Origin of the sequence: Micromonospora sp. WMMD882, from assembly GCF_027497255.1 — a bacterium.
Taxonomy (GTDB): Bacteria; Actinomycetota; Actinomycetes; order Mycobacteriales; family Micromonosporaceae; genus Micromonospora.
Genome location: NZ_CP114903.1, coordinates 5,788,622 through 5,811,560 on the forward strand (window position 1 = coordinate 5,788,622; position 22,939 = coordinate 5,811,560).

The window sequence follows — 22,939 nt, forward strand, 5'->3', positions numbered from 1 at the left end:
ACCCGGTGGACGGATTGGACGGCGTGAGGGGGTAGACCGTGCCGACCGGGACACGCAACCGGGAACGGGACGAACGGGGGGCGCAGCGGCTGCGACGGCTGCTGGACGGACCTGAGTGGCCCACGGCGGGCCGGCCCGGGCCGGGCGAGGTGAGCACGAGCACACCGGGGGAAAGTGAATCTACCGGCAGCTCGGGGCGCGTATTCTCGGCGGGACAGCATCCGACGCGAGGGGACGTGCGGTTGACCACCGAGAAGACGGACGAGCGCCGGGCGCGCTTCGAGCGTGACGCGCTGCCCTTCGTCGACCAGCTCTACGCCGCCGGGCTGCGGATGACCCGCAACCCGGCCGACGCCGAGGATCTGGTCCAGGAGACGTTCCTCAAGGCGTACGCCGCGTTCCACCAGTTCGAGCAGGGCACGAACCTCAAGGCCTGGCTCTACCGGATCCTGACCAACACGTACATCAACTCCTACCGGAAGCGGCAGCGTCAGCCGATCCAGGCGCCGACCGAGGAGATCACCGACTGGCAGCTCGCCGAGGCCGAGTCGCACACCTCCAGCGGGCTCCGCTCGGCGGAGACCGAGGCGCTGGACCGGCTGCCCGACAGCGACATCAAGGAAGCCCTGCAGCAGCTTCCGGAGGAGTTCCGGCTGGCCGTCTACCTCACCGACGTCGAGGGGTTCTCCTACAAGGAGGTCGCCGACATCATGGGTACGCCGATCGGTACCGTGATGTCCCGACTGCACCGTGGTCGACGTAATCTGCGGAAGCTGCTCGAACGCTACGCGGCGGAGCGGGGTTTCTCCGCCGCCCGTACCTCGGGTGGCTCGACCGCCGCCGCCGGCCGGGAGGTGTGACGTGAGCTGTGGGGAGCCCCACGAGACGGACTGCCGCGAGGTGCTGGCGGAGGTCTACCTCTACCTCGACCTGGAGTGCGAGGAGGAGCGGCAGCGGCTGATCCGGCACCACCTCGACGAGTGCGGCCCCTGCCTGCGGGAGTACGGCATCGAGCAGGAGGTCAAGGCGCTGGTCGCCCGGTGCTGCGGCAACGAGACCGCGCCCACCCAGTTGCGCGAGCGGTTGCGGGTCCGGATCAGCGAGCTGGTCGTCTTCGAGACGACGGAGTCCCGCGAGCTGGCCGACTGACAGAGCCGCTCCCGCCCACGGCGGGGGCGCGGCCGGGACGTACCGGTGGCCCGGGTCGAGCCTCGACCCGGGCCACCGGCGTGCCGACCCTGGGGCCGGTCCTCGACCACGTCGGCGGGCGCGGGCCCGCCACCGGTCAGGAGTTGGGACGCTTGCCGTGGTTGGCGCTGCTCTTCTTGCGGGCCTTCTTCTTGCGGGCCTTCTTCGCCATGGTGACCTCCTCGTCAGATCGTGGTCGGCCGCTGCGCGGCCGGCGCCGGTCGCGCACCGGATCTCTCGGCGTCCGCGGTCCGACCCGCTGATGTTAGTGCCGCTGCCTCGGGCCCTCACCCGGCGGGGCCGGCACGTGATTGGATACCGTCGCAGGTAACCGGGAGAGGGAGGGCCGTCCCATGGCCGATGAGATCCGCGCCGAGATGGTGGCCAACGTGTGGAAGGTCGTCGCGTCGACCGGGGACACCGTGTCCGAGGGGGACACCCTGGTGATCCTGGAGTCGATGAAGATGGAGATTCCGGTGCTCGCGGAGTCCGACGGCGTGGTGCAGCAGCTCGCGGTCAACGAGGGTGACGTGGTGCAGGACGGCGACCTGATCGCGGTCATCGGTTGACCGTGCTGGTCCGTTCCGCGCGGCCGGGCGACTTCCCGGCGGTGGCCGAGCTGACCGTCGGCGCGTACGAGGCGGACGGTCAGCTCGCCGGCGAGTCCGGGTACGCCCCGGTGCTCGCCGACGTGACGACCCGGGCCGGTCACGCCGAGGTGCTGGTCGCCGTGGACGAGACGACCGGCGAGGTGCTCGGCTCGGTGACCTTCACGCTGCCCGGTGGCCGGTACGCCGAGGTGTCCCGGCCGGGGGAGGCCGAGTTCCGGATGCTGGCGGTGGCGCCCACCGCGCAGGGGCGGGGCGTGGGCGGCTCGCTCGTGCGGGCCTGTCTGGACCGGGCGGCGGGGTACGGCTGCACGGCGGTGGTGATCTGCGTACGGGACGGTCTCGCGGCGGCGGCCCACCGGCTGTACGCCCGGTTCGGGTTCGCCCGGGAGCCGGAGCGTGACTGGTCACCGCTGCCCGGAGTGGATCTGCTGGCGCTCCGGCTGGAGCTGGCGCCCACCGTCGACCGGCTGACCACCGTCCGTCGGTAGCGCCCGGTCAGCCGTCGCCGATCGCGGCGAGCAGCTCGTCGGCCACCGTCAGGGCGTGCTTCTTGCGTTCGTCGTCGGTGATCTCCGGGGCGCGCAGGGCGAACCAGCTCGTGTGCACGGCGAACAGCGCCAGCGTGGCCCGGAGCTGGTCGGTCGGTGAGTCGGCGTCCCGGGCCAGCGCGTCGGCCAGCCGACCCATCCGCTCGCGGAGCTGCTGCCCGGCGGTCAGGCTCTTCAGCGCGGTCTGGTTCTGCTCGAAGAACCGCAGCACCGACGGGTGCCCGTGGCCGAACATCTCCTCGGCGTACCGGGCGACCAGCTCGCGCCGGGTCTCCAGGGTGGGTGGCCGCGACTCGGCCCAGGTGACCAGCTCGTCCATCACCGTCAGCCGGTCCTCGACGAAGCTGGTGACGATCTCGTCCTTGCTCTTGAAGTGGTAGTAGAGCGCGGCCTTGGTGACCTGGAGGCGCTCGGCGATCTCCCGTAGCGAGGTCTTCTCGTACCCCTGCTCGGTGAAGAGTTCCAGCGCGACCGCCTGGATGCGCTCGCGTGTGCCGCCGGTGCCCTGGCTCACTCCACCCTCCAATTCCCTTGACGGGTTCCGCTGCCCAACTTACCGTCCGGCAAGTAAGATAGCTAGCCGGTCGGCAAGTAAGTCGGTCCCGTCTCTCGGGGGAGCTCCAATGACCCAGACCCACCAGGCCGCGGCAAAACCGAACGTACGCCTCATCCTGGTCGCGCTCATGATCACGATGATGCTCGCGATGCTCGACAACATGATCGTCAGCACCGCGCTGCCGCGGATCGTGGGCGAGTTCGGCGGGCTCAACCACTTCACCTGGGTGGTCACCGCGTACATCCTCGGCACCACCGTCTCCACCCCCATCTGGGGCAAACTGGGCGACCTGTACGGCCGTAAGCCGGTCTTCCTCAGCTCGGTCGGCATGTTCCTCGTCGCCTCCGCCCTCTGCGGCATGTCCGGCTCCGACCTGCTCGGCGGCCCGGACAGCGGCATGGTGCAGCTCATCGCCTTCCGGGCGTTCCAGGGCCTCGGGGCCGGTGGCCTGATGGTCGGCGTGATGGCGATCATCGGTGACCTGGTCTCGCCCCGGGAGCGGGGACGCTACCAGGGGCTGTTCGCCGGGGTGATGGCGATCGCGATGGTCGCCGGCCCGCTGGTCGGCGGTTTCATCACCGACCACCTCTCCTGGCGCTGGGCGTTCTACGTGAACCTGCCGCTCGGCGGGGTCGCCCTGGTGCTGCTGGTCGCCGCGCTGCGCCTGCCCCGCTACCGCACCGAGCACCGCATCGACTGGCTGGGCGCGGGCCTGCTGTCGGTGGCCATCACCGCGGTCGTGCTGGTCACCACGTGGGGCAGCACCGAGTACGACTGGCTGTCCCCGCAGATCCTCGGGCTGGCCGCGGTCACGCTGCTCGCCCTGGGCGCGTTCGTCCTCGTCGAACGGCGGGTGACCGAGCCGATCCTGCCGCTGGGCCTGTTCGGCAACCGGAACTTCGCCCTGATCTCGGTGATGGGCTTCCTGCTCGGCTTCGCGATGTTCGGCGCGATGAGCTTCCTGCCGCTCTACCAGCAGACCGTGCAGGGCGCGACGGCCACCGAGAGCGGCCTGCTCCTGCTGCCGCTGATGTTCGGCATGCTGGTGGTGTCGCTGGTGGTCGGCCGGACCATCACCCGGACCGGGCGGTACCGGGTGTTCCCGATCGTCGGCGGCGTGGTGATGACCGCCGGTATGGCGCTACTGTCGCTGCTGGACGCCGACACCAGCCGGACCCGGTCCGGCTTCTACATGCTCGTGCTCGGCGCCGGTATGGGCTTCCTCATGCAGACCACCATGCTGATCGCCCAGAACAGCGTGGCGCAGCGTGACCTCGGCGCGGCCAGCGGCGCGGCCACCTTCTTCCGGTCGATCGGCGGATCGTTCGGCATCTCCCTGTTCGGCGCGATCTTCGCCAACCGGCTGGCCCGCTCGCCGGCCGGCACGGCGATGGAGGGCGGCAGCGGCGAGCAGGGCGTCGACCCCGCCGCCCTGAACGCGTTGCCCACGCAGCTCCGGGAGGCCGTCCTCGGCGGGCTGGCCGACGCGATCTCCCACGTCTTCACCTGGGCGGTGCTGTTCACCGTGGCGGTCCCGGTGATCGCCTGGTTCATCCGGGAGATCCCGCTGCGCTCCTCGAACGAGCCGGTCCCGGCCACCGAGGTCGACGCGGAGCCGACGGCCGTCGCGGCGGCCGACGCCGCGTCGGTCGGTCGTCCGGCCACCGCCGAGCCGACGACGGCCCGGCAACCCTGAGCCCGGCGGCCCGCCGGATCCGTCCGGTCGGCCCCGGTCGGGCCACGGTTCCGCCCCGCCCGCCCGGTCCCGCCCGCCCGGTCCCGCCCGCCCGGTCCCGTCCGCCCGGTCAGCCGGGCGCGGCGCGGCGGCGGGGCAGGGGCAGGCGACGCCAGAGCCGGCGGAGCCGGCCCGCGCGGGGCGCGGGAGCGGCGACGAACCGGTGCGCCAGGGCGGTGGTGGCCTCGTCCAGGTCGGGGGTGGCCAGGGCCAGGTGCGCCAGGGAGGTGGCGATCGGCACCGGGCGCTGCCGGCTCACGGTGACCGCGTCGGCGAACCGCGCGGCCACGGTACGGGCCACGTCCGGGCGCGCCGACGGGTCCACCCAGGCAGCGGTGACCAGGGCGAACAGGGCGCACTCGGTGACCCAGTCCTCCACTCCCCAGACCAGGTCGACAAGCACCCGCCGTCGGGTCGAGTCGGCCCACGGCTCGTCGGTGCGGTGGTGCAGCAGCCCCAGGCAGGCCCACACCTGCACGGACCGGATCCACAGCGCCGGGTCCTGCCCGAGCACCAGCCCGAGGGCCGTCGACGGGGCGGTGGGCGGATGCGCCAGCAGACCGAGCAGGTCCGGCAGCTCCAGGGTGGCCAACCCGACCGCGGCGTCGTACGCGGCCGGCGGGTGCGGCCAGGCCGGGTGGGCGAGCTGCCGGATCCGCTCCACCGCGGTGGCCGACGGTCGCGGCGGCAGCGGCACGGCCACCCCGTCGGCGTAGCGCCAGAGCGGCCGGACCTCGGGCCGGCGGGGCTCACGCGGATCGGGGCCGGTCACCCCGGTCACCTCGACCCGCAGCCCGGGACGAACCACCGACAGGGCCCGCAGCGCGCTCGGCGGCGCCGGGTTCGGCAGCCGGAGCGGACGTTCGCCGGGACGCCGGTCGGTGTCGACGAACCGGCGCAGGGCCTCCACGGCGGGGCCGCCGGCCGGGGTGAGCTGGCCGAGCCACGGCCGGCCCCGACAGCACTCGGCGAGGTCACCGTGCTCGTGCGAGTCGTCGGGGTGCTCCCGGGTGAAGTCGGCGAGCGCCACCAGGTGACCGACCCGGCCGTCCCGCTGGTGCCGCAGCCGGTGCGCGGTGTGCACCGCGCAGTCGAAGGTCGGATCCCGGGCCAGGGCCCGGTCGACCCAGGTCAGCGCCTCGTCGAGCCGGCCGTTGTCGGCCAGGGTGCCGGCGATGTCCGCGTACACCGCCAGGTCGGCGGGGTCGTGGTCGACCGCGCGGGCCAGCGCGGCCAGGGCCTCCCGGGTGCGGCCGGCGGCACGGTACGCGTACCCGAGCCAGACCTCGCCGAGCTTCGACGGCTGCGCGCGTACCCCCTCGGCCGCCCACCGGATCGCCAGGTCGATCTCGCCGATCCGCCGGGCCAGCGCGGACGCCGCGCCCAGCAGCAGGCCGTGCCCGGAGTGCACGGCGACGGCGTGCCGGGCGAGCGTGAGGTACGGCCGCAGCGGCGCGCGGGCCGTCGGTGGCACCGGGTCCGGCACCGCCGCGCAGACCTGCATCAGGATCCGTGCCCCGCGTTCCGGGTCGAGCCGTTCGGCCAGCTCGGGCGCGGTGACCCAGGGCACGCCGGCCCAGTCGGCCTGCGGCGCGTGCCCGGTGGCCGCGGCGAGCAGCTCCAGCCCCTCGCCGGGGCGGCCGGCGGCGGCGAGCAGGTGGGCGCGGGCTACCACGGCGCCGACGAATACGTGCTGGTCGAGGGGGAACAGGTCGATGCCGCCGCCGCTGACCGCGGCGATCCGGGCCAGCGTCTCGTGCACCTCGGGCATCGTCGGGGCGTACGCGATGGCGCCGGCGACGTGCCCGGCGGCGTGCCGTAGGTCGCCCTCTTCCAGCGCGAGCCGGGCCAGGGCCAACTCGCCCTCGGCGGAAAGGCGGGGGTCGTCCTCTCCCTCGGACACGGTGCCCCTTCACTCGGCGTGCTTCCGGGTGCGGTCAGCGTAGGGGATGTCGGGCGTTCTGTAACCCCCTGCGCGTTTGTGCTCGCTGAATTGTCGATGTGCGGTAAACAGTGCAAGACTGAGCATAGATCGCGCGAGAATCGCGCACGAAAAGGGGGTTATCGGTGACACGTCCCGGGGCTGGCATGACCGCCGACATCGAGGAGCAGCCCGCCGGCTACGCCCGGCTGCTCTCCGCCGCGCACGCCGGACCGATCGCCGAGGTGGCCGCGGCGATCGCCCGCCGACGACCCCGGCACGTGGTCTTCACCGCGCGGGGCACCTCGGACCACGCCGCCCTCTACGCCGCGTACCTCACCGAGATCCGGCTCGGCATCCCCGCCGGGCTCGCCTCACCCAGCACCATCACCCTCTTCGGCGCCCGCCCGGACCTCTCCGACGCGCTCGTCGTCGGGGTCAGCCAGAGCGGCGGCTCACCCGACCTGGTCGAGGTGCTGCGGGTGGCCCGCGCCGCCGGGGCGCTCACCCTCGCCGTCACCAACGCCCCGTCCGCACCGCTGGCCCAGGCCGCCGAGCTGAGCGTCGACATCGCCGCCGGGCACGAGCGGGCCGTCGCCGCGACCAAGACGTACACCGCCGAGCTGCTCGCGTTGCTGCTGCTGGTCGAGGGCATCCGCGCCGGCGACGGCGTCCTCCCGGCGCAGGAGCGGGCCGCCCTCGACGCGCTGCCCGACCTCGCCGCGCGTACCCTGGCCGACCCTGCCCCGGCCCAGCTCGCCGCCCGCTACCGGTTCGCCGCGCGCCTGGTCACCACCGGCCGGGGGTACGCGTACCCGACCGCCCGCGAGGCGGCGCTGAAGCTGATGGAGACCTCGTACCTGCCCGCGCTCGCCTTCTCCGGGGCCGACCTGCTGCACGGCCCGCTGGCGATGACCGACCCGGACGTCCCGGTGCTCGCCGTGGTCGGGTCCGGCCCCGGCGGCCGGTCGATGCGGGAGGTGCTGCCCCGACTCGGCGAGCGCCGCGCCGACGTGGCGGTGGTCGGCTCCGCCGACGTCGACGGGGCGACCCGGATGGCGGTGCCCGAGGTGGACGAGCGGTACGCCCCGCTGCTGGACATCCTGCCGCTGCAACGGCTCGCCCTCAGCCTGGCGCTGGCCCGGGGCGAGGACCCGGACAGCCCCCGTGGCCTGAAGAAGGTCACCTCGACCATGTGAGCCCAGGCCCGCCCGCCCGGGGCGCCCCGCCAGCGTGTCGGCGTGCCGGGCGGCGTGGCAGGCTGTCGGGGTGTCCACGCTGCGCGAACTCGCCGACGAGCACACCCAGCTCCGACCGGCCGACATCGACCACCTCCACCGGATCGCCGGGGACTGGCAGCTCCTGTCCGACCTCTCCTTCGCCGACCTGCTGCTCTGGGTGCCCGTCGACGGTGACGAGAGCTTCCTCTGCGTGGCCCAGGTGCGGCCCACCACCGCCCCGACCGCCTACCAGGACGACCAGGTGGGCCGGATCGTCGGCGGCCCGGAGGTGGCCCACCTGACCGTCGCGTACGGCCAGGGCCGGATCTGGCGGGAGGGCGACCCGGTCTGGTACGGCGACGTGCCGGCCCGGCACGAGGCGATCCCGGTCCGGCTGCGCACCGCCGACGGCGAGGCCGGTGAGGTGATCGCCGTGGTCGGCCGGGACACCAACCTCTCCACCGCCCGCACCCCGAGCCAACTCGAACTGAACTACCTGACCACCGCCGACGACCTGGCCCAGATGCTCGCCGACGGCACCTTCCCGCCGCCCCGGCACCCCGGTGAGACCACCTCCGCGCCCCGGGTCGGCGACGGGCTGGTCCGGTTGGACGCCGGCGGCAAGGTCACCTACGCCAGCCCGAACGCCCAGTCGGCGTACCGGCGGCTGGGTTTCGCCTCGCACCTGGTCGGGGAGGACCTGGCCGCGCTGCACCGCCGCCTCGCCACCGACCCGCTGGAGGGCACCGACGCGGCCAACGGGATCCTCGCCGCCCTGCGCGGCGAGGCCCCGCCCCGCCGGGAGATCGACGCCCGGGGCGCGACCATGCTCACCCGGGCGCTGCCGCTGATGCCGGCCGGAGTGCCGATCGGCGCGCTGGTGCTGGTCCGCGACATCACCGAGGTCCGCCGCCGGGACCGCGCGCTGATCACCAAGGACGCCACCATCCGGGAGATCCACCACCGGGTGAAGAACAACCTCCAGACCGTGGCGGCGCTGCTGCGGCTCCAGGCCCGCCGGGTCGGTATCCCGGCCGCCCGCGCCGCCCTGGAGGAGTCGGTACGCCGGGTCGCCTCCATCGCCCTGGTGCACGAGACACTCTCCATGTCCAGCGACGAGGCGGTCGAGTTCGACGGCATCGTCGACCGGGTGGCGAGCGCGGCGACGGAGGTGGCGGCGACCGAGACACCGGTACGGATGCGCCGGGAGGGCAGCTTCGGCGTCCTGCCCGCCGAGATCGCCACCTCGCTGGTGATGGTCCTCAACGAGCTGCTGCTCAACGCCGTGGAACACGGCTTCCCCGGCGAGGAACAGGGCCTTCCGCCGACGGACGGGGCGGCGGTGGACGGGATGGCGGTGGGCGGGATGGCGGTGGGCGGGGCGGCCACGGCGGACGCGGCGGCGGTCACCGCGGAGGTGGTCGTCTCCGCGCACCGCTTCCGCAAGCAGTTGCACGTCACCGTGGCCGACAACGGTCGGGGCCTGCCGACGGAGTTCGACGCGGACCGGGGCGCGAACCTCGGCCTGCAGATCGTCCGCGCGCTCGCCACCGGCGAGTTGCGGGGCAGCATCGAGCTGCGGAACCGGGCCGGTGGCGGCACCGAGGCCGTGCTGGTCGTCCCGCTGGGCGCCGCCCGCCGCGCCTGACCAGCGTCGACGGTCTCTTTCGCCGCTACCTTCCGCCCCTGTCCCGGCCCCCTGCCCCCTCCCACCGCAGTCTCCTGCCCTGGGCACCATGCCCGTTGCCCGTTGCCCGGGTCGGCCAGCCGGGTGGTGGGTGTGCCGGACGAAGCCTTTGGAGCTGCCCCAGATACGGGGCAGCAACAGCGTCCGCCGAGCTGGTGCCGCTAGACCCTGTGCCGAAGTCCCTGGCCGGCCTACGGCGGGCCCAGACGACGGCGGGCGCTGTTGGCGATCGGTCCGGGGGCGGGCTCGCGCCCCGATCCCGTGCCCCATATCCGGGGCAGCTCCAAAGGCTCCTAACTGGTCACCCTCTCCCCTCCGGGCCGGGGGAGGACAACGCGCCATCCCACTGAGCTGTCCGGTGGAGCCCGAGCTGTGTCCCGTGGAGCCCGAGCTGTGTCCGTGGAGCCTGATGTTGTCCCTGAAGCTGCCGACAGCCCCGCGCGGCCGAACCCGACCCACCCTCCGGCACGAGGCTCGGTCTCCGGCACGGCGGGCTCGCCCCCGCACGGGCGCGCCTCAGTCGGCGGCGCGGACGAGCAGCGTCACGGAGACGCCGGGCACCGTCCACCGGCCGGTGGGGGAGAAGCCGTCGCGCAACGCCGCCTCCTTCGCCGCCGGCAACGCGGCCACCGGGTCGGCCACCGGGTCGGTCAGCGGGCCGGTCGGCTGGTCGGCGACCACCAGCCAGACCCGGTTCACCCCGGTCAGGCAGCGGGCCGGCCGGTCGCACTCGACCGCCCACAGGTCGCCGGCCTGCCGCTGGTCGCGGGTCACGAGCACGTCCCGGGGCCGGTCCGGGCCCAGGTGGTACGCCAGCCCGATGTCGAGGAAGAGGAACCCGTCCCGGGGCGAGTAGACGATCGCGTCTCCCGGGCGCTGCCCGGCCGCGACGATCCGGGCCGCGCCCCGGTAGTCCACCGGGGCCGAACGCGGCCAGTCGTGGGTGCGGCGCAGGTCGAGCTGGGCCGGCAGACCGAGCAGGGCGGTGACGCCGAGCACGGCGAGCGCGGCCGGCAGCCGTACCGAGGTGAGCAGCGCCCCGGCCGGCAGGCAGAGGAACGGGGTGGTGAAGACCAGATAGCGCGGCACCCACACCGCCGTCACCACGCCGGCCGCGAACAGCAACGCCGCCGGCAGGCCCGCCGCGGCCAACATCAGCAGCCCCCACCGACGGCGGGCCGGGCGGGCGGCGCCGACCAGGGCCAGACCGACCAGCAGGCCGCCCACGGCGGCGCTGCCGGCGAGCGAGCCGGGCAGGCCGGGAAGCTCCCCGAGGCGGGCCGGGTCGACCCAGCTCAACTGGCGGGCGCGTTGCCCCCGGGCGAGCAGCGCCAAGGGCGTCAGCGCCACGGCGGGCAGGGTCAGGGCGAGCAGCCAGCGTCGCCAGCGTCCCCGGTCGGGCCCGCCGAGCACCATCAGCGCGTGCGCGGCGAGCAGGGTCACCGCGACCAGGTGGGCCAGACCGAGGGCGGTCACCGTGATCGCGTACGCCGCCCAGTGGGCCCGGTCGGGCCGGCGCAACGCGCTGACCAGCGCCAGGGTGGCGGCCACCGCGAACAGCGTCACCAGCGCGTACGGCCGGGCCTCCTGCCCGTACCGGGAGGTGCCGGGCAGCGCCGCGAAGAGCAGGCCGCCGAGCAGTCCGGCCCGTCGGCCGAAGAGGCGTCCCCCGAGTACGGCGGTGAGTCCGGCCGCCCCGGCCATGGCGAGCACGCTGGGCGCCCGCAGCGCGGTGACCGAGTCCCCGAACACCGCCGTCCAGCCGTGCGCCAGTAGATAGTACGGGCCGGCGCTGGCGTCCACGGCGCCGACCAGCCGGGCCAGGTCGGGCAGCGGGCGTCCGGCGGCGCTCCAGGTGGCCAACTCGTCCCGCCACGGCTGGGCGTGTCCCACCCCGGCCGCGCCGACCACGAGCGCCAGCAGCGCCGGCCAGAGCCACCAGCCGGCCCGGCCGACCGGTCCGCCCCACCGCGGGTCGTCCGACGCGTCGGATTCGCCGACCATCTCCGCAGCGTCGCACGGGTCGTGCCGCCGGGTCGGGTGGATCGGAGCAGCTCGATCGCTCTCCGTGCCGACGGCAGGCCGGCGCGCAGGTCGGCGGGACCGGCCCGTGATGTGGGATGGCGCACCGCAACCTTGGCCGGACTCTGCGGAGTATGGCAGCATGAGCGGCATGACCGCCGCTGTCGACCGCCGTCTCGTGGCCCGCCGCCACGTCGACTACGGCCGCGTCCGCAGCGCCATCTGTCCGGCCTACTGACGACACCCGACCACCAGTCTCGGGCGTCCCCCCGCGCCGGCTCTCCACGACACCGTTGTCTTCCCGCCCGGTCTCCGGGTGGCCGGCGCGCACCGCGCTCACCCGCAACCACCAGACAACGGAGGACGCCGCGATGGCCGTCAACAGCACCCCGGCCCGGCCCGAGCGCCCGGCGGCCCCCGCCGCCCGGAGCCCCCGCCGGCCACGGGGTGAGGGGCAGTGGGCGCTCGGGCACCGCGAGCCGCTCAACCCCAACGAGCGGATCAAGAAGGACGACGATCCGCTCAACGTCCGCGCCCGGATCGAGAACATCTACGCGCACCGGGGCTTCGCCTCGATCGACCCGCAGGATCTGCGCGGCCGGTTCCGCTGGTGGGGCCTCTACACCCAGCGCAAGGCCGGCATCGACGGCGGGCGGACGGCCGTGCTGGAGCCGCACGAGCTGGAGGACGAGTTCTTCATGCTCCGGGTGCGGGTCGACGGCGGTCAGCTCAGCCTGGCCCAGCTCCGGGTGATCGCCGACATCTCCCGGGAGTTCGCCCGGGACACCGCCGACATCACCGACCGGCAGAACATCCAGTACCACTGGATCCGGGTCGAGGACATGCCGGAGATCTGGCGTCGGCTGGAGGCGGTCGGCCTGCAGACCACCGAGGCGTGCGGCGACTGCCCCCGGATCGTGCTGGGCAGCCCGGTCGCCGGGGTGGCGAAGGACGAGCTGGTCGACCCGACCCCGGCGATCGACGAGATCGTCCGCCGGTACGTCGGTGACCCGGCCTACTCGAACCTGCCCCGCAAGTTCAAGTCCTCGATCTCCTGGCTGGTCGACACCCCGTACGAGGCGAACGACATCGCCTTCCTCGGGGTGGACCACCCGGACCACGGCCCCGGGTTCGACGTGTGGGTCGGCGGCGGCCTGTCCACCAACCCGATGCTGGCCAAGCGGCTCGGCGTGTGGGTGCCACTGGCCGAGGTCCCGGACGTGTGGGCCGGCGTGGTGGGCATCTTCCGCGACTACGGCTACCGCCGGCTGCGCAACCGGGCCCGGTTGAAGTTCCTGGTCGCCGACTGGGGCGTGGAGAAGTTCCGCGAGGTGCTGGAGAAGGAGTACCTCGGTCGGGCGCTGCTGGACGGCCCGGCCCCGCAACTGCCGTCCCGGCCGGTCGACCACATCGGCGTGCACGAGCAGGCCGACGGGCGGCGGTACGTCGGGGCGGCCCCGGTGGTCGGGCGGGTCTCCGGCGCCCAGCTCGCCGAGCTGGCCGACGTGGTCGAGGCGCACGGCAGCGACCGGGTGCGGCTCACCCCGTACCAGAAGCTGCTGGTGCTGGACGTGCCGGCGGAGCGGACCGACTCGCTGGTGACGGCGCTGCGCGGGATCGGTCTGGAGGCCCGGCCGTCGGCCTGGCGGCGCGGCACCATGGCCTGCACCGGCATCGAGTTCTGCAAGCTCGCCATCGTCGAGACCAAGGCGCGCGGTGAGGAGCTGGTGGCCCGGCTGGAGGAGCGGCTGCGCGAGTTCGACACGGACATCTCCATCCACCTCAACGGCTGCCCGAACGCCTGCGCCCGCACCCAGGTCGCCGACATCGGGCTCAAGGGCCAGCTCGTGGTCGGCCCGGACGGCCGCCAGGTCGAGGGCTTCCAGGTGCATCTCGGCGGTGGCCTGGGCATGGCACAGGGGCAGAGCGCCGGCTTCGGCCGCAAGCTGCGCGGTCTCAAGACCACCGCCGAGGAGCTTCCCGAGTACGTCGAGCGACTGGCCCGGGGCTACCTGGCCGGCCGCGCCGACGGGGAGACGTTCGCCAACTGGGTGATCCGGGTCGACGAGGAGGAACTCCGATGAGTGACACCCGTTCGGTGCCGCTGTACTGCCCGTACTGCGGCGAGGAGGACCTGCGGCCGAGCGAGGCCGGGCACGGCGCGTGGGAGTGCCACGCCTGCGCCCGCGTGTTCACCGTGCGGTTCACCGGCCTGCTCTCCCGGGCGGTGACCCGGTGACCGCGCCGGGCGGCCTGGTCTCGGCGGTGGGGCTCGGGCTGGTCGGGCCGGGGGCTCCCAGCCCGGTCGAGGCGGGCCGCCGGTCGCCGGTCGAGCTTCGGAAGCTGGCCGTGCGGGCCGCCCGGGAGCTGGCCGACGCGCCGGCCCTGGAGATCGCACGGTGGGCGGGGGACACCTTCGGTGACCGGTTCTGCGTGACCAGCTCGATGGCGGACGCGGTGGTGGCGCACCTGGTGTCCCGGGTCGTCCCCGGCGTCGAGGTGGTCTTCCTGGACACCGGGCTGCACTTCCCGGAGACGCTGCGGGTCCGTGACGAGGTGGCCCGCACCCTGCCGGTGACCGTACGGTCGATCCGGCCCCGGCTGACCGTCGGCCAGCAGGACGGCGAGTACGGCCCCCGGCTGTTCAACAGGTCCCCGGACGAGTGCTGCCGGCTGCGCAAGGTGGAGCCGTTGGAGCGGGCGCTGGCCTCGTACGACGCCTGGGCGACCGGGCTGCGTCGGGACGAGTCGCCGACCCGGGCGAACACCCCGGTCGTCGGGTACGACGAGCGTCGCCGCAAGGTGAAGGTCAATCCGATCGCGGCCTGGACCCAGGCCGAGGTGGACGCCTACGTCGCCCGGCACCGGGTGCCGGTGAACGAGCTGTTCCGCCAGGGCTACGGCTCGATCGGCTGCTGGCCGTGCACCCGCCGGACGAAGGCGGGCGAGGACCCGCGGGCCGGTCGCTGGGCGATGTTCGAGAAGACAGAGTGCGGACTGCACGTCTGACCGTCGGGGCGTCGGTCGAGCCGATCGTCCTGGTGGCGCACGGCAGTCGGGACCCGCGGGCGGCCGAGGCGACCCGGGCGCTGGCCCGCGCGGTCGCGGCGGCCCGCCCGGGCGGGCCGGTGCTGCCGACCTGGCTCGACCACACCGACCCCGGACCGACCGAGGCGCTACGGGAGCTGGCCGCCGCCGGGCATCCGGGGGCGGTGCTGGTGCCGGTGCTGTTGACCGCCGCGTACCACCGTCGGGTGGACATCCCGGCGGCGGTGGAGGCGGCCCGCGCCGCCGGCCCGCCGATGCCGGTGCGGGTGACCGAGGTGCTCGGTCCGGTCGGCGAGACGGTGGAGGCCCCGCTGCTGGCCGGGCTGCGTCGTCGACTGGCCGAGGCGGACCCGGGCCCGGTGGACGCGCTGGTGCTGGCGGCGGCGGGCACCCGGGACGCGTCGGCGCGTGCCTCGGTGGGTCGGGTGGCCGCCGCGCTCGGGGCGAGTTACGGCGTGCCGTGCCGGGTGGCGTACGCGTCGGCCGCGCCACCGGCCGCCGGCGTCGCGGTGGTCCGGGCGCGGGCGGCGGGCGCCCGTCGGGTGGCGGTGGCGGCATACTTCCTTGCGCCCGGTCGGTTCCACGACGCGGTCGTCTCGGCCGCCCGGCAGGCCGGCGCGACCACGGTCTCGGCGCCGCTCACCGACACTCCGGAGCTCGTGGACCTGATCCTCGCCCGGACCGGGCGGCCCGCCGCCGGGCCGTGACTCGGAGCCGGGCCGCCGGGCCGCGTGATCCGGGCCGCCGGGCGGAAAGGGCGACGCCCCGCCAGGGGGCCCGGCGGGGCGTCGGTGGTGTGTGGTCTAGGCGGAGTGAGCGCGCAACACCCGGAGGCCACCGCGACGCTTCACGGCGCGGCGCTCCTCCTCGCTCATTCCACCCCAGACGCCGGCGTCCTGACCGGACTCCAGTGCCCACTTCAGGCACTCGTCGGTCACGGAGCAACGCCGGCAGACGGCCTTGGCCTGCTCGACCTGCAGCAGGGCCGGCCCGGACGTCCCGATCGGGAAGAACAGCTCCGGGTCCTCGTCGCGGCAGGCAGCATGGTGGCGCCAGTCCATGGCGGCAACACTCCTCATTCTGAGATGGGTGGCAATTCTGGCTGTTTCGTTTTCCTATATGCATCCGCAGTGCCGATGTGACGGTTCGCGTTCACCGAATCAGCAGCGCGTGAGCAGACGGTTAGCCGAGCGGAGCGAGGAGCAGCTCAACACAGCAAGCTTATCCGCGCAATGTCCCGGTAACTCAAGTTCGCTTGTGAATACTTTCACGAACTACTGGAATGTCAAGGGTGGCACTCCGAAAAACTTGTGAGCGGTGAGCAAGCTCACGACCCATTTGTCCGATTCGGGGTACCCAGCCCGGCCCCGCCGCTCCGTAGCCGGGAATCAATATAGTACAGTCTGCGCGACATTGCTGACATATCCGGCACCCAACCCTCCTGGCGCGTCGCCCGGCGCGTCCAGCCAAGGGCAGTACCCCGGTCTCAGCAGATTACTCTCAGTGCGGCCGGCGCGGAGGTGAATCTGACTTTTTCCCGCTCGCCGAGGAAGTCGCCGTCGAGTTGGAACGCCTGGGGGCGGCTCGCGACCAAGGTGAACTCCGCCACGTCGTGCAGCCGAAGCACCTGCCGCCCGTGCGGGTCGGGTTGCCGGGAGAACATCTGCGTCACTGCGCGTGACGTACTCGCCACCCTTAGCTGACGAAGGGCCATCACGTCAAGACCAAGATCGAAGGACGCCTCGGGATTCGGATTGATCTCCCGGTCCCCCAGGTACGTCCACGGCGCCGTGTTCTGGATGATCGCGGTGGCCAACTCGCCTTCCGGCTCCTCTCCCGGACGCTCCAACCGGATCGCCGGATGCCGTCGATCGGAGGCGAGGAAGTACTGATTCACCGCCGCCCGGAGATAAAGCGCGGGAGTGGAGACCCGGCCCCGCTTCCGGGCCATTTCCACGCGGTGCACCACCGCCGCGTCGAGCCCGAAGCCGGCGCAGAAGGTGAAGTACCGGTCGTCGGCCCGACCCAACCCGATCGTCCGGGAGCGACCCAACCGGAGCCCTTCGAGGATCATGCTGGTGCTTTCCGGCCACTCCCTGGGCAACCCGAGCGCGCGGGCGAACACGTTGGTCGACCCGCCGGGCACGGTGGCGAGCGCCGGCAGCCGGTCGGCCGACGTCCCGCCGGTCACCGTGGGCGGATCGGCGCTCATCAGCCCGTTCACCACCTCGTTGACCGTCCCGTCGCCACCCAGGGTGACCACCAGGTCGACGCCCTCCTCGGCGGCCTCCCGGGCCAGATCCACCGCGTGCCCGCGGCGACCGGTGTACCGGACCGACAGGTCCACCTCACTGCGCAACGCCCGGACCAGCACGTCCCGGCTGCGCTCGCTGGTGGTGGTGGCCTTGGGATTGACTACCAGGACGGCCCGCATGGGCGGACTGTACCCCGATCCCATCCGAGTATCGTGTCGTCGTGACGATCGACTCCGACCCGGTTCCCGCCACGCTGAGTTGGGCGACCCGGCTGCTGCGGGCGGAGGCGGTAGCCCTCGCTCTGGTCGCCGTCTGGCTGGTCTACGAGAACCTCACCGCCGAGGCCCAGGACCTCACCTCGGCGCTGCTGATCACCCTGTTCGCGGCGGGCGGCGCGGTGGCGCTCTGGGCGCTCGGCAGCGGACTCGCCCGCCGCCGGGCCGGCGCCCGGGCCCCGGCCATCGTGTTGCAGCTCATGCTGCTGCCGATCGGCTGGTACATGATCCAGGGCGGGCTGGGCTGGCTCGGGGCGCCCCTGATGGCCCTCGGGGTAGGGGTCTGCGCGCTCCTGCTCGCCCCGGCCACCACCCGCGCCCTCGGCCTCCTCGACGACTGACCCCACGCTCCCGCCGCCGCCCGCCCGGTCGACGCCCGTCGCGCCTTCCCGCCCCCCGCGCCGCCCCGCCCCGCCTCGCCTGTCGGTCCGCGTCGCCTGTCGGTCGGTGCGCCGTTTCGTGGATGTCGGTGCGTCCCCGATGGCGGACACCGCGGTTTCAGGGATCCGAAGTGGCGACGGCACGCCGGTGGCGGTCAGGGCGGGGCGGTGGCGGTCCGGGCGGGACGCGATGGCGCGGTCGCGTGGGGGTCAGCGGCCGGAGGCGCGACGGGTGAGCAGGGAGATGGTGGCCTGGCCGTCGGCGGCGGTCGCCGAGGCGGAGGTGGTGAGCGCGGTGAGCACCTTCCACGCGAAGGACGACTCGGCGGGCAGCTTCGCGCCGCGTACCGTCGGCACCGTCACCTGGACGGTCAGCGCGTCCTCGGTGACCGCGAAGCAGCATTGCAGCTCGGCGTCCCGGGTGGCGATGGCGAGCAGCATGGCGCACGCCTCGTCGACGGCGATCCGCAGATCCTCGATCTCGTCGAGGGCGAACTGGAGACGCGCGGCGAGGCCGGCCGTCGCGGTGCGCAGCACGCTGAGGTAGCCGCCGTCAGCGGGCACGGTCAGGTGCACGACGTCCTCGTCGGTCGTCGGCTGCCCGGTCAGTTGAGTCACGCTCATCCCCCCGGTCGGGGACTCTACCCGGTCGGGGCCAGGGACGCTCCTCCAGCGGTCGTCGCCTGCTCGGCCAGCCGGCGCAGCGCCGCCCCGGCCAGCCGGTACGGCACCCACTGGTCGACCGGGTGGGCGTCGATCGCCTGGTAGAAGCCGGCCGCCGGGTTCCAGTCCAACATCACCCACTCCAGCCGCTGGTAGCCACGTTCGACGCAGATCGCGGCGAGCGCGGCCAGCAGCAGGCGTCCCGTTCCGGTGCCCCGGGCCGCCGGTCGGACGTACAGGTCCTCCAGGTGGATGCCGTGCCCACCCTCCCAGGTGGAGAAGCTGAGGAACCACAACATGAAACCGACAGGCTCGCCCGCCGGGTCGACCGCCACGTGCCCGTACAGGGCGGGGGCCGGACCGAACAGGGCCGTGTGCAACTGCTCCACGGTGAGGTGGCACTGCTCCGCGGCCTGCTCGTACTCCGCCAGCTCGTGCACCATGGCGACGACGGCCGGCACGTCCTCGGGACGCGCCGGCCGGATCGTCGGTGCCTGTGCGCCGACCGTCACGCCTGCTTGGTCTCCCAGAAGATCTTGGCGATCTCGTCGATCTTCTGCAGCAGCTCGTCGGCCTTGGCCGGGTCGACGGTGCCCTTGGCGCCGGAGGCGCCGGCCAGCTTGGTGGCCTCGTTGAACAGCGTGTGCAGGTTCGCGTACTTCTCGAAGTGGGGTGCCTTGAAGTAGTCCGTCCAGAGCACCCAGAGGTGGTGCTTGACCAGCTCGGCGCGCTGCTCCTTGATGATCAGGGCGCGGGTGCGGAACTCGGGGTCGGTGTTCGCCTGGTACTTCTCGCAGATCATTTTGACTGATTCGGCCTCGATCCGGGCCTGCGCCGGGTCGTAGACGCCACACGGCAGGTCGCAGTGGGCACTGACGGTCACGCGTGGCGTGAAGATGCGGGGAAGACGCATCGGGAGCCTCCATGGGACGTTTGCGATGATCCGACATGACATTACTCCTGGAAACTGCTCCCCGACGGGGCGGAGGTGAAACCGGTGGGCGGCGACGAGATGTCCGCGTGGGGGTGGCGTGGGCCGCTGTCGGCCGTACTGGTGACCGGGCCGTCCATGGCCCCGACGCTGCGGCACGGCGACGCGCTGCTGGTCCGGCGGGGCGGTCGCGCCGTCCGCCCCGGCGACCTCGTGGTCGCGGTCTTCCGGAGCCGGCCGGAGCTGCTCGTGGTCAAGCGCGCGGTCCGTCCGGCCGACGGCGGTTGGTGGGTACGTGGCGACAACGAGCTGGTCACCGACGACTCCCGGGCGTACGGGGTGGCTGACGTGCGCGGACGCGTCGTCGCCCGGTACTGGCCACGACCACGGCGCTTCAGTGACCGACGGGTATGACCCTACTCACATTCGAGGATCACCCGGACACTATGCTCGGGCGGTGCCCGGGTGACCCCCCGCACCGCGCGCCGCCCGCTGCCGCTGACCACGTGGCCCGGCTGGCCGGACCATCTGCTCGACAGATCCTGGAGTCACCATGTCATCGTCTTCTGTGGATCCCGCTGATCCCGTCTTCCGGTTGCACGCCGGCGGAAAGATGGCCGTCACCTCGACGGTTCCGCTCACCAGCCGGGAGGACCTCTCCCTCGCGTACACACCGGGGGTGGCGCGGGTCTGCGAGGCCATCGCCGCCGACCCCGCCCTGGTGGACGACTACACCTGGGTGTCGCACACCGTCGCGGTGGTCACCGACGGCTCGGCCGTGCTCGGCCTGGGCAACATCGGCCCCCGCGCGGCGATGCCGGTGATGGAGGGCAAGGCGGTGCTGTTCAAGCAGTTCGGCGGGGTGGACGCCGTGCCGATCTGCCTGGACACCCAGGACACCGACGAGATCGTGGCGGCGGTGACCGCGCTGGCCCCGTCGTTCGGCGGGATCAACCTGGAGGACATCAGCGCCCCGCGCTGCTTCGAGATCGAGCGGCGGCTCGACGAGGCCCTGTCGATCCCGGTCTTCCACGACGACCAGCACGGCACCGCGATCGTCGTGCTCGCCGCCCTGCGCAACGCCGCCCGGCTGCTCAACCGCAAGCTCGGCGACCTGCGGGTGGCGGTCAGCGGCGCGGGCGCGGCCGGCATCGCGGTGACGAAGATGCTCATCGCCGGCGGGGTGAACCCGGACGACGTGGTGGTCTGCGACTCCCGCGGCATCCTCACCGGCGACCGCGGCGACCTCACCGCGACCAAGGCCGAGCTGGCCGCGATCACCAACAGCGCCGGCCGGCGGGGCGACGTCACCGAGGCGCTGCGCGACGCGGACGTGCTGGTCGGCGTCTCCGGCGGGCAGATCCCCGAGGCGGCGGTGGCCGGCATGGCCCCCGGCGGCATCGTCTTCGCGTTGGCCAACCCGACGCCCGAGGTGCACCCCGAGGTGGCCGCCCGGCACGTCGCGGTGGTCGCCACCGGCCGCAGCGACTACCCCAACCAGATCAACAACGTGCTCGCCTTCCCGGGCGTGTTCCGGGGCGCGCTGGACGCCCGGGCCACCCGGATCACCGAGAACATGAAGGTGGCCGCGGCCGACGCGATCGCCGGCGTGGTCGCCGAGTCGCTCACCGCCGACGCGATCGTGCCGTCGCCGCTCGACCCGCGGGTCGCGCCGGCGGTGGCCGAGGCCGTCGCCGGCGCGGCCCGCGCCGACGGCGTCGCCCGCGCCTGAGCGACGGGGCAGGGGCGCTTTCCTGACGCCTGGCGAGCAGGAAGGCGCCCCTGCCGACGTCCGGGTCGGTGGGCCGGCGGGCCGGACCGCCGGCCGGGCGGGTCGGGCGTCGGGGCCCGGAGCTGCGGCTGGTCGGCTGCGCCGTCCCGGGCGTCTTGTTACGGTGCCGACCATGCGTGCCGCCTATGCCTCCCGCTTCGACGACGCCGACCCGCTCGCCGCGCTCACCGTCGGTGACCGACCCGACCCGACTCCGTGGGCCGAGGACTGGGTGACCGTACGGGTGCTCGCCAGCTCGCTCAACCACCACGACCTCTGGTCACTGCGCGGCGTCGGCCTGCGCGAGGACCGGCTGCCGATGATCCTCGGCTGCGACGCGGTGGGCGTGGACCCGGACGGCAACCAGGTCGTCGTGTACCCGCTGATCGCCGACCCGGGCGACCCGCGCGGCATGTCGATCCTCTCCGAGCACGCCCCGGGCACGCTCGCCGAGCGGGTGGCCGTACCCAGGTCGAATCTGCTGCCGCTGCCGACGGGGCTGTCCGTCACGGACGCCGCCTGCCTGCCGACGGCCTGGCTCACCGCGTGGCGGATGCTCACCACGAAGGGCCGGGTGGACGAGGCCGACGCCGTGCTCGTGCAGGGCGCCGGCGGCGGCGTCGCCACCGCGGCCGTCGTGCTGGCCGTGGCGATGGGCAAGCGGGTCTACGCGACCAGCCGCGACGCGGCCAAGCGGGACCGGGTCGCCGCCCTCGGGGCGACCCCGGTGGAGCCGGGCGGGCGGCTGCCCGAACGGGTCGACCTGGTGATCGAGACGGTCGGCGCGGCCACCTTCGACCACTCGCTGAAGTCCGCCGCGCCGCTGGCCCGGATCGTGGTGTCCGGGGCGACCGCCGGGTACGAGCCGACGGTCAACCTGCGCCGGATCTTCGCGATGCAGTTGGAGATCGTCGGCACCTCGATGGGCACGCCGGACGAGTTGACGCAGGTGCTCGCCTTCTGCGCGGCCCACGGGGCGCGGCCCGTGATCGACAGCGTGCACCCGTTCAGCCGGGTGGGCGAGGCGTTCGCCCGGCTGGGCTCCGGGCAGGTCTTCGGCAAGGTCGTCGTCGACCACACGAGCTGACGGCGCGCCCGACCGCCGGGCGGGTCGGGTCGCGGGTCAGAGCTGGTCGTCGAAGGTGGCCAGCCCGCCCCGGGCCGCGTCCGCCGGGAGCCGGCGTTTGGCGGCCTGGTCGCCGTAGAGGGACCAGCGGAGGAACTCGGTGGTGGTGTCCGCGACGACCCGCAGGGACACGCCGTCGGTGAGCAGGGCCCGCCCGTGGTCGCCCTGCGGCAGGCTCAACATCGCCTTGGGCCAGGGCACCCGCTCGTAGGCGGCCCGGCCGGACGAGTAGTTCACCACCTCGTCGAGCTCGCCGTGCACGAAGAGCTGGGGCGCGGCGGCGCCGGCGAAGGCGCTGCCCACCCCGAGGGCTGCGCCGGCGAAGACCACCCCGGCGTCGAGCCGGTCGTCACGTCCGGCGGTGAACAGGCCGATGGTGGTGACCCCGCCGGCCGAGTGCCCGGTGGCGGCCACCCGGTCGCCGGCCAACCGCCCGCGCAGCGGGTCGCCGGAGCGCGCGTCCAGCTTCAGCACCTCGGTCAGCACGTACGAGACGTCGGCCGGCTGGTTGAGCACGTCGAGGGCGTTGACCTGGTCGGTTCCCCGACCGGTGTGCGGGAAGGTCGGCGCGGCCACCACAAAACCGGCCGCCGCCCAGCGGGTCAGCAGGGTGGCGTAGTCGGCCGGCCGGGCGTTCAATCCGTGACTGAACAGCACCACCGGGAACCGGCCGTCGGCCGCCGGGGCGGAGCGTCCGACGGCGCCGCCCGCCTCGCCGCGGGCCGGGTACCAGAGGGTCACCGGCAGCGGGCGGCCGCCGTCCCGGTTGAGGTCGAGCTGGCGTACGCCGACCGCGAACGACCGCTCCGGCGCCTGCCCCGGGGGTATGCCGGGGCCGGCGGGGCTGGTGGTGGTCGACGGTTCCGCGGCCGGCGGCGGGGCGGTCGGGACGGCGCCCGTCGAGCAGGCGGCCAGGCCGACGGTGAGCAACGTGGCGGCGACGAGACCGGGACCGGGACGACGGAACATGCTCTCGATTGTGCCTCGCGACCTGGGCCGCCC

At 73.7% G+C, this 22,939-nt stretch carries 25 protein-coding genes; 15 read left to right on the forward strand and 10 right to left on the reverse strand.

Translation table 11 applies throughout. The annotated features are described in order from the left end of the window. Positions 1-38: 38 nt before the first annotated feature. Positions 39-860: a sigma-70 family RNA polymerase sigma factor gene (locus O7606_RS24990; protein WP_281596434.1), complete on the forward strand. Its 822-nt coding sequence runs from the start codon at positions 39-41 to the stop codon at positions 858-860. A gap of 1 nt (position 861) precedes the next feature. Further along, positions 862-1,149, forward strand: coding sequence for a mycothiol system anti-sigma-R factor (rsrA, locus tag O7606_RS24995; protein WP_281596435.1), 288 nt, complete (start codon positions 862-864; stop codon positions 1,147-1,149). A gap of 136 nt (positions 1,150-1,285) precedes the next feature. Here the strand turns inward: rsrA and O7606_RS25000 are convergent, their stop codons facing one another. Next, on the reverse strand, positions 1,286-1,417 hold the full coding sequence (locus tag O7606_RS25000; protein WP_281596436.1) for a hypothetical protein: 132 nt from the start codon (positions 1,415-1,417) through the stop codon (positions 1,286-1,288). Positions 1,418-1,541: 124 nt separating this feature from the next. On the opposite strand from O7606_RS25000, the gene O7606_RS25005 reads away from it, so the two are divergent. Together O7606_RS25005 and O7606_RS25010 are read left to right on the forward strand one after the other, a co-directional pair. Beyond that, positions 1,542-1,757: a biotin/lipoyl-binding carrier protein gene (locus O7606_RS25005; protein WP_281596437.1), complete on the forward strand. Its 216-nt coding sequence runs from the start codon at positions 1,542-1,544 to the stop codon at positions 1,755-1,757. Then, positions 1,754-2,287 carry a GNAT family N-acetyltransferase gene (locus tag O7606_RS25010; protein WP_281596438.1) on the forward strand — a complete coding sequence of 178 codons (534 nt, stop codon included), beginning with the start codon at positions 1,754-1,756 and terminating at the stop codon, positions 2,285-2,287. Before O7606_RS25005 ends, O7606_RS25010 begins: the two co-directional genes overlap by 4 nt. 7 nt (positions 2,288-2,294) lie before the next feature. Here O7606_RS25010 and O7606_RS25015 read toward each other — a convergent pair whose 3' ends face one another. Then, a complete protein-coding gene (locus tag O7606_RS25015) occupies positions 2,295-2,861 on the reverse strand; it encodes a TetR/AcrR family transcriptional regulator (RefSeq protein WP_281596439.1) in 567 nt (188 codons plus the stop codon). Between the two features lie 109 nt (positions 2,862-2,970). Between O7606_RS25015 and O7606_RS25020 the strand changes: the two genes are divergently transcribed. Next, positions 2,971-4,599: an MDR family MFS transporter gene (locus O7606_RS25020; protein WP_281596440.1), complete on the forward strand. Its 1,629-nt coding sequence runs from the start codon at positions 2,971-2,973 to the stop codon at positions 4,597-4,599. Between the two features lie 109 nt (positions 4,600-4,708). Here the strand turns inward: O7606_RS25020 and O7606_RS25025 are convergent, their stop codons facing one another. Further along, entirely contained in the window at positions 4,709-6,541 is a 1,833-nt protein-coding gene (locus O7606_RS25025) for a tetratricopeptide repeat protein (RefSeq protein ID WP_281596441.1), read from the reverse strand. A 185-nt stretch (positions 6,542-6,726) separates the two neighbouring features. Here O7606_RS25025 and O7606_RS25030 point away from each other — a divergent pair, with 185 nt between their 5' ends. Beyond that, positions 6,727-7,758: an SIS domain-containing protein gene (locus O7606_RS25030; protein WP_281596442.1), complete on the forward strand. Its 1,032-nt coding sequence runs from the start codon at positions 6,727-6,729 to the stop codon at positions 7,756-7,758. A 70-nt stretch (positions 7,759-7,828) separates the two neighbouring features. Beyond that, the gene (locus O7606_RS25035; protein WP_281596443.1) at positions 7,829-9,427 is read left to right on the forward strand and encodes a PAS domain-containing sensor histidine kinase; all 1,599 of its coding nucleotides are present in this window, start codon (positions 7,829-7,831) and stop codon (positions 9,425-9,427) included. Positions 9,428-9,982: 555 nt separating this feature from the next. On the opposite strand, the gene O7606_RS25040 is transcribed toward O7606_RS25035, so the two are convergent. Beyond that, entirely contained in the window at positions 9,983-11,470 is a 1,488-nt protein-coding gene (locus O7606_RS25040; protein WP_281596444.1) for a glycosyltransferase family 39 protein, read from the reverse strand. 389 nt (positions 11,471-11,859) lie between these two features. On the opposite strand from O7606_RS25040, the gene O7606_RS25045 reads away from it, so the two are divergent. The 4 genes from O7606_RS25045 to O7606_RS25060 are packed head-to-tail and all read left to right on the forward strand — an operon-like array spanning position 11,860 to position 15,243. Further along, on the forward strand, positions 11,860-13,572 hold the full coding sequence (locus O7606_RS25045; protein ID WP_281596445.1) for a nitrite/sulfite reductase: 1,713 nt from the start codon (positions 11,860-11,862) through the stop codon (positions 13,570-13,572). Continuing rightward, entirely contained in the window at positions 13,569-13,727 is a 159-nt protein-coding gene (locus O7606_RS25050; protein WP_281596447.1) for a hypothetical protein, read from the forward strand. The genes O7606_RS25045 and O7606_RS25050 overlap by 4 nt, the downstream gene beginning before the upstream one ends. Beyond that, positions 13,724-14,497 (forward strand): phosphoadenylyl-sulfate reductase, encoded by a 774-nt coding sequence (locus tag O7606_RS25055; protein WP_281596448.1) that lies wholly within the window; start codon positions 13,724-13,726, stop codon positions 14,495-14,497. Before O7606_RS25050 ends, O7606_RS25055 begins: the two co-directional genes overlap by 4 nt. Further along, complete coding sequence (locus O7606_RS25060) at positions 14,479-15,243, forward strand: CbiX/SirB N-terminal domain-containing protein (protein ID WP_281596449.1); 765 nt, start codon at positions 14,479-14,481, stop codon at positions 15,241-15,243. The genes O7606_RS25055 and O7606_RS25060 overlap by 19 nt, the downstream gene beginning before the upstream one ends. A 96-nt stretch (positions 15,244-15,339) precedes the next feature. On the opposite strand, the gene O7606_RS25065 is transcribed toward O7606_RS25060, so the two are convergent. Further along, positions 15,340-15,597 carry a WhiB family transcriptional regulator gene (locus O7606_RS25065; RefSeq protein WP_088982262.1) on the reverse strand — a complete coding sequence of 86 codons (258 nt, stop codon included), beginning with the start codon at positions 15,595-15,597 and terminating at the stop codon, positions 15,340-15,342. Between the two features lie 425 nt (positions 15,598-16,022). Then, positions 16,023-16,970, reverse strand: coding sequence for a diacylglycerol kinase family protein (locus tag O7606_RS25070; protein WP_281596450.1), 948 nt, complete (start codon positions 16,968-16,970; stop codon positions 16,023-16,025). A gap of 41 nt (positions 16,971-17,011) precedes the next feature. Between O7606_RS25070 and O7606_RS25075 the strand changes: the two genes are divergently transcribed. After that, entirely contained in the window at positions 17,012-17,407 is a 396-nt protein-coding gene (locus O7606_RS25075; protein WP_281596451.1) for a hypothetical protein, read from the forward strand. A gap of 249 nt (positions 17,408-17,656) precedes the next feature. Here O7606_RS25075 and O7606_RS25080 read toward each other — a convergent pair whose 3' ends face one another. From O7606_RS25080 to sodN, 3 genes are all read right to left on the reverse strand, one after another. Beyond that, a complete protein-coding gene (locus O7606_RS25080; protein WP_281596452.1) occupies positions 17,657-18,064 on the reverse strand; it encodes an ATP-binding protein in 408 nt (135 codons plus the stop codon). 23 nt (positions 18,065-18,087) lie between these two features. Beyond that, the gene (locus O7606_RS25085) at positions 18,088-18,552 is read right to left on the reverse strand and encodes a GNAT family N-acetyltransferase (RefSeq protein WP_281599866.1); all 465 of its coding nucleotides are present in this window, start codon (positions 18,550-18,552) and stop codon (positions 18,088-18,090) included. Positions 18,553-18,617: 65 nt separating this feature from the next. Next, positions 18,618-19,022 carry a superoxide dismutase, Ni gene (gene sodN / locus O7606_RS25090; RefSeq protein ID WP_281596453.1) on the reverse strand — a complete coding sequence of 135 codons (405 nt, stop codon included), beginning with the start codon at positions 19,020-19,022 and terminating at the stop codon, positions 18,618-18,620. Positions 19,023-19,121: 99 nt separating this feature from the next. On the opposite strand from sodN, the gene O7606_RS25095 reads away from it, so the two are divergent. The 3 genes from O7606_RS25095 to O7606_RS25105 all read left to right on the forward strand — a co-directional run bounded on the left by O7606_RS25095 (position 19,122) and on the right by O7606_RS25105 (position 21,898). Further along, entirely contained in the window at positions 19,122-19,454 is a 333-nt protein-coding gene (locus tag O7606_RS25095; protein ID WP_281599867.1) for a S24/S26 family peptidase, read from the forward strand. Between the two features lie 139 nt (positions 19,455-19,593). Next, positions 19,594-20,772 (forward strand): NADP-dependent malic enzyme, encoded by a 1,179-nt coding sequence (locus O7606_RS25100; protein ID WP_281596454.1) that lies wholly within the window; start codon positions 19,594-19,596, stop codon positions 20,770-20,772. A 163-nt stretch (positions 20,773-20,935) separates the two neighbouring features. After that, the gene (locus O7606_RS25105; protein ID WP_281596455.1) at positions 20,936-21,898 is read left to right on the forward strand and encodes a zinc-binding dehydrogenase; all 963 of its coding nucleotides are present in this window, start codon (positions 20,936-20,938) and stop codon (positions 21,896-21,898) included. Positions 21,899-21,934: 36 nt separating this feature from the next. Here O7606_RS25105 and O7606_RS25110 read toward each other — a convergent pair whose 3' ends face one another. Then, positions 21,935-22,906 carry a chlorophyllase gene (locus O7606_RS25110; protein ID WP_281596456.1) on the reverse strand — a complete coding sequence of 324 codons (972 nt, stop codon included), beginning with the start codon at positions 22,904-22,906 and terminating at the stop codon, positions 21,935-21,937. Positions 22,907-22,939 lie beyond the last annotated feature (33 nt).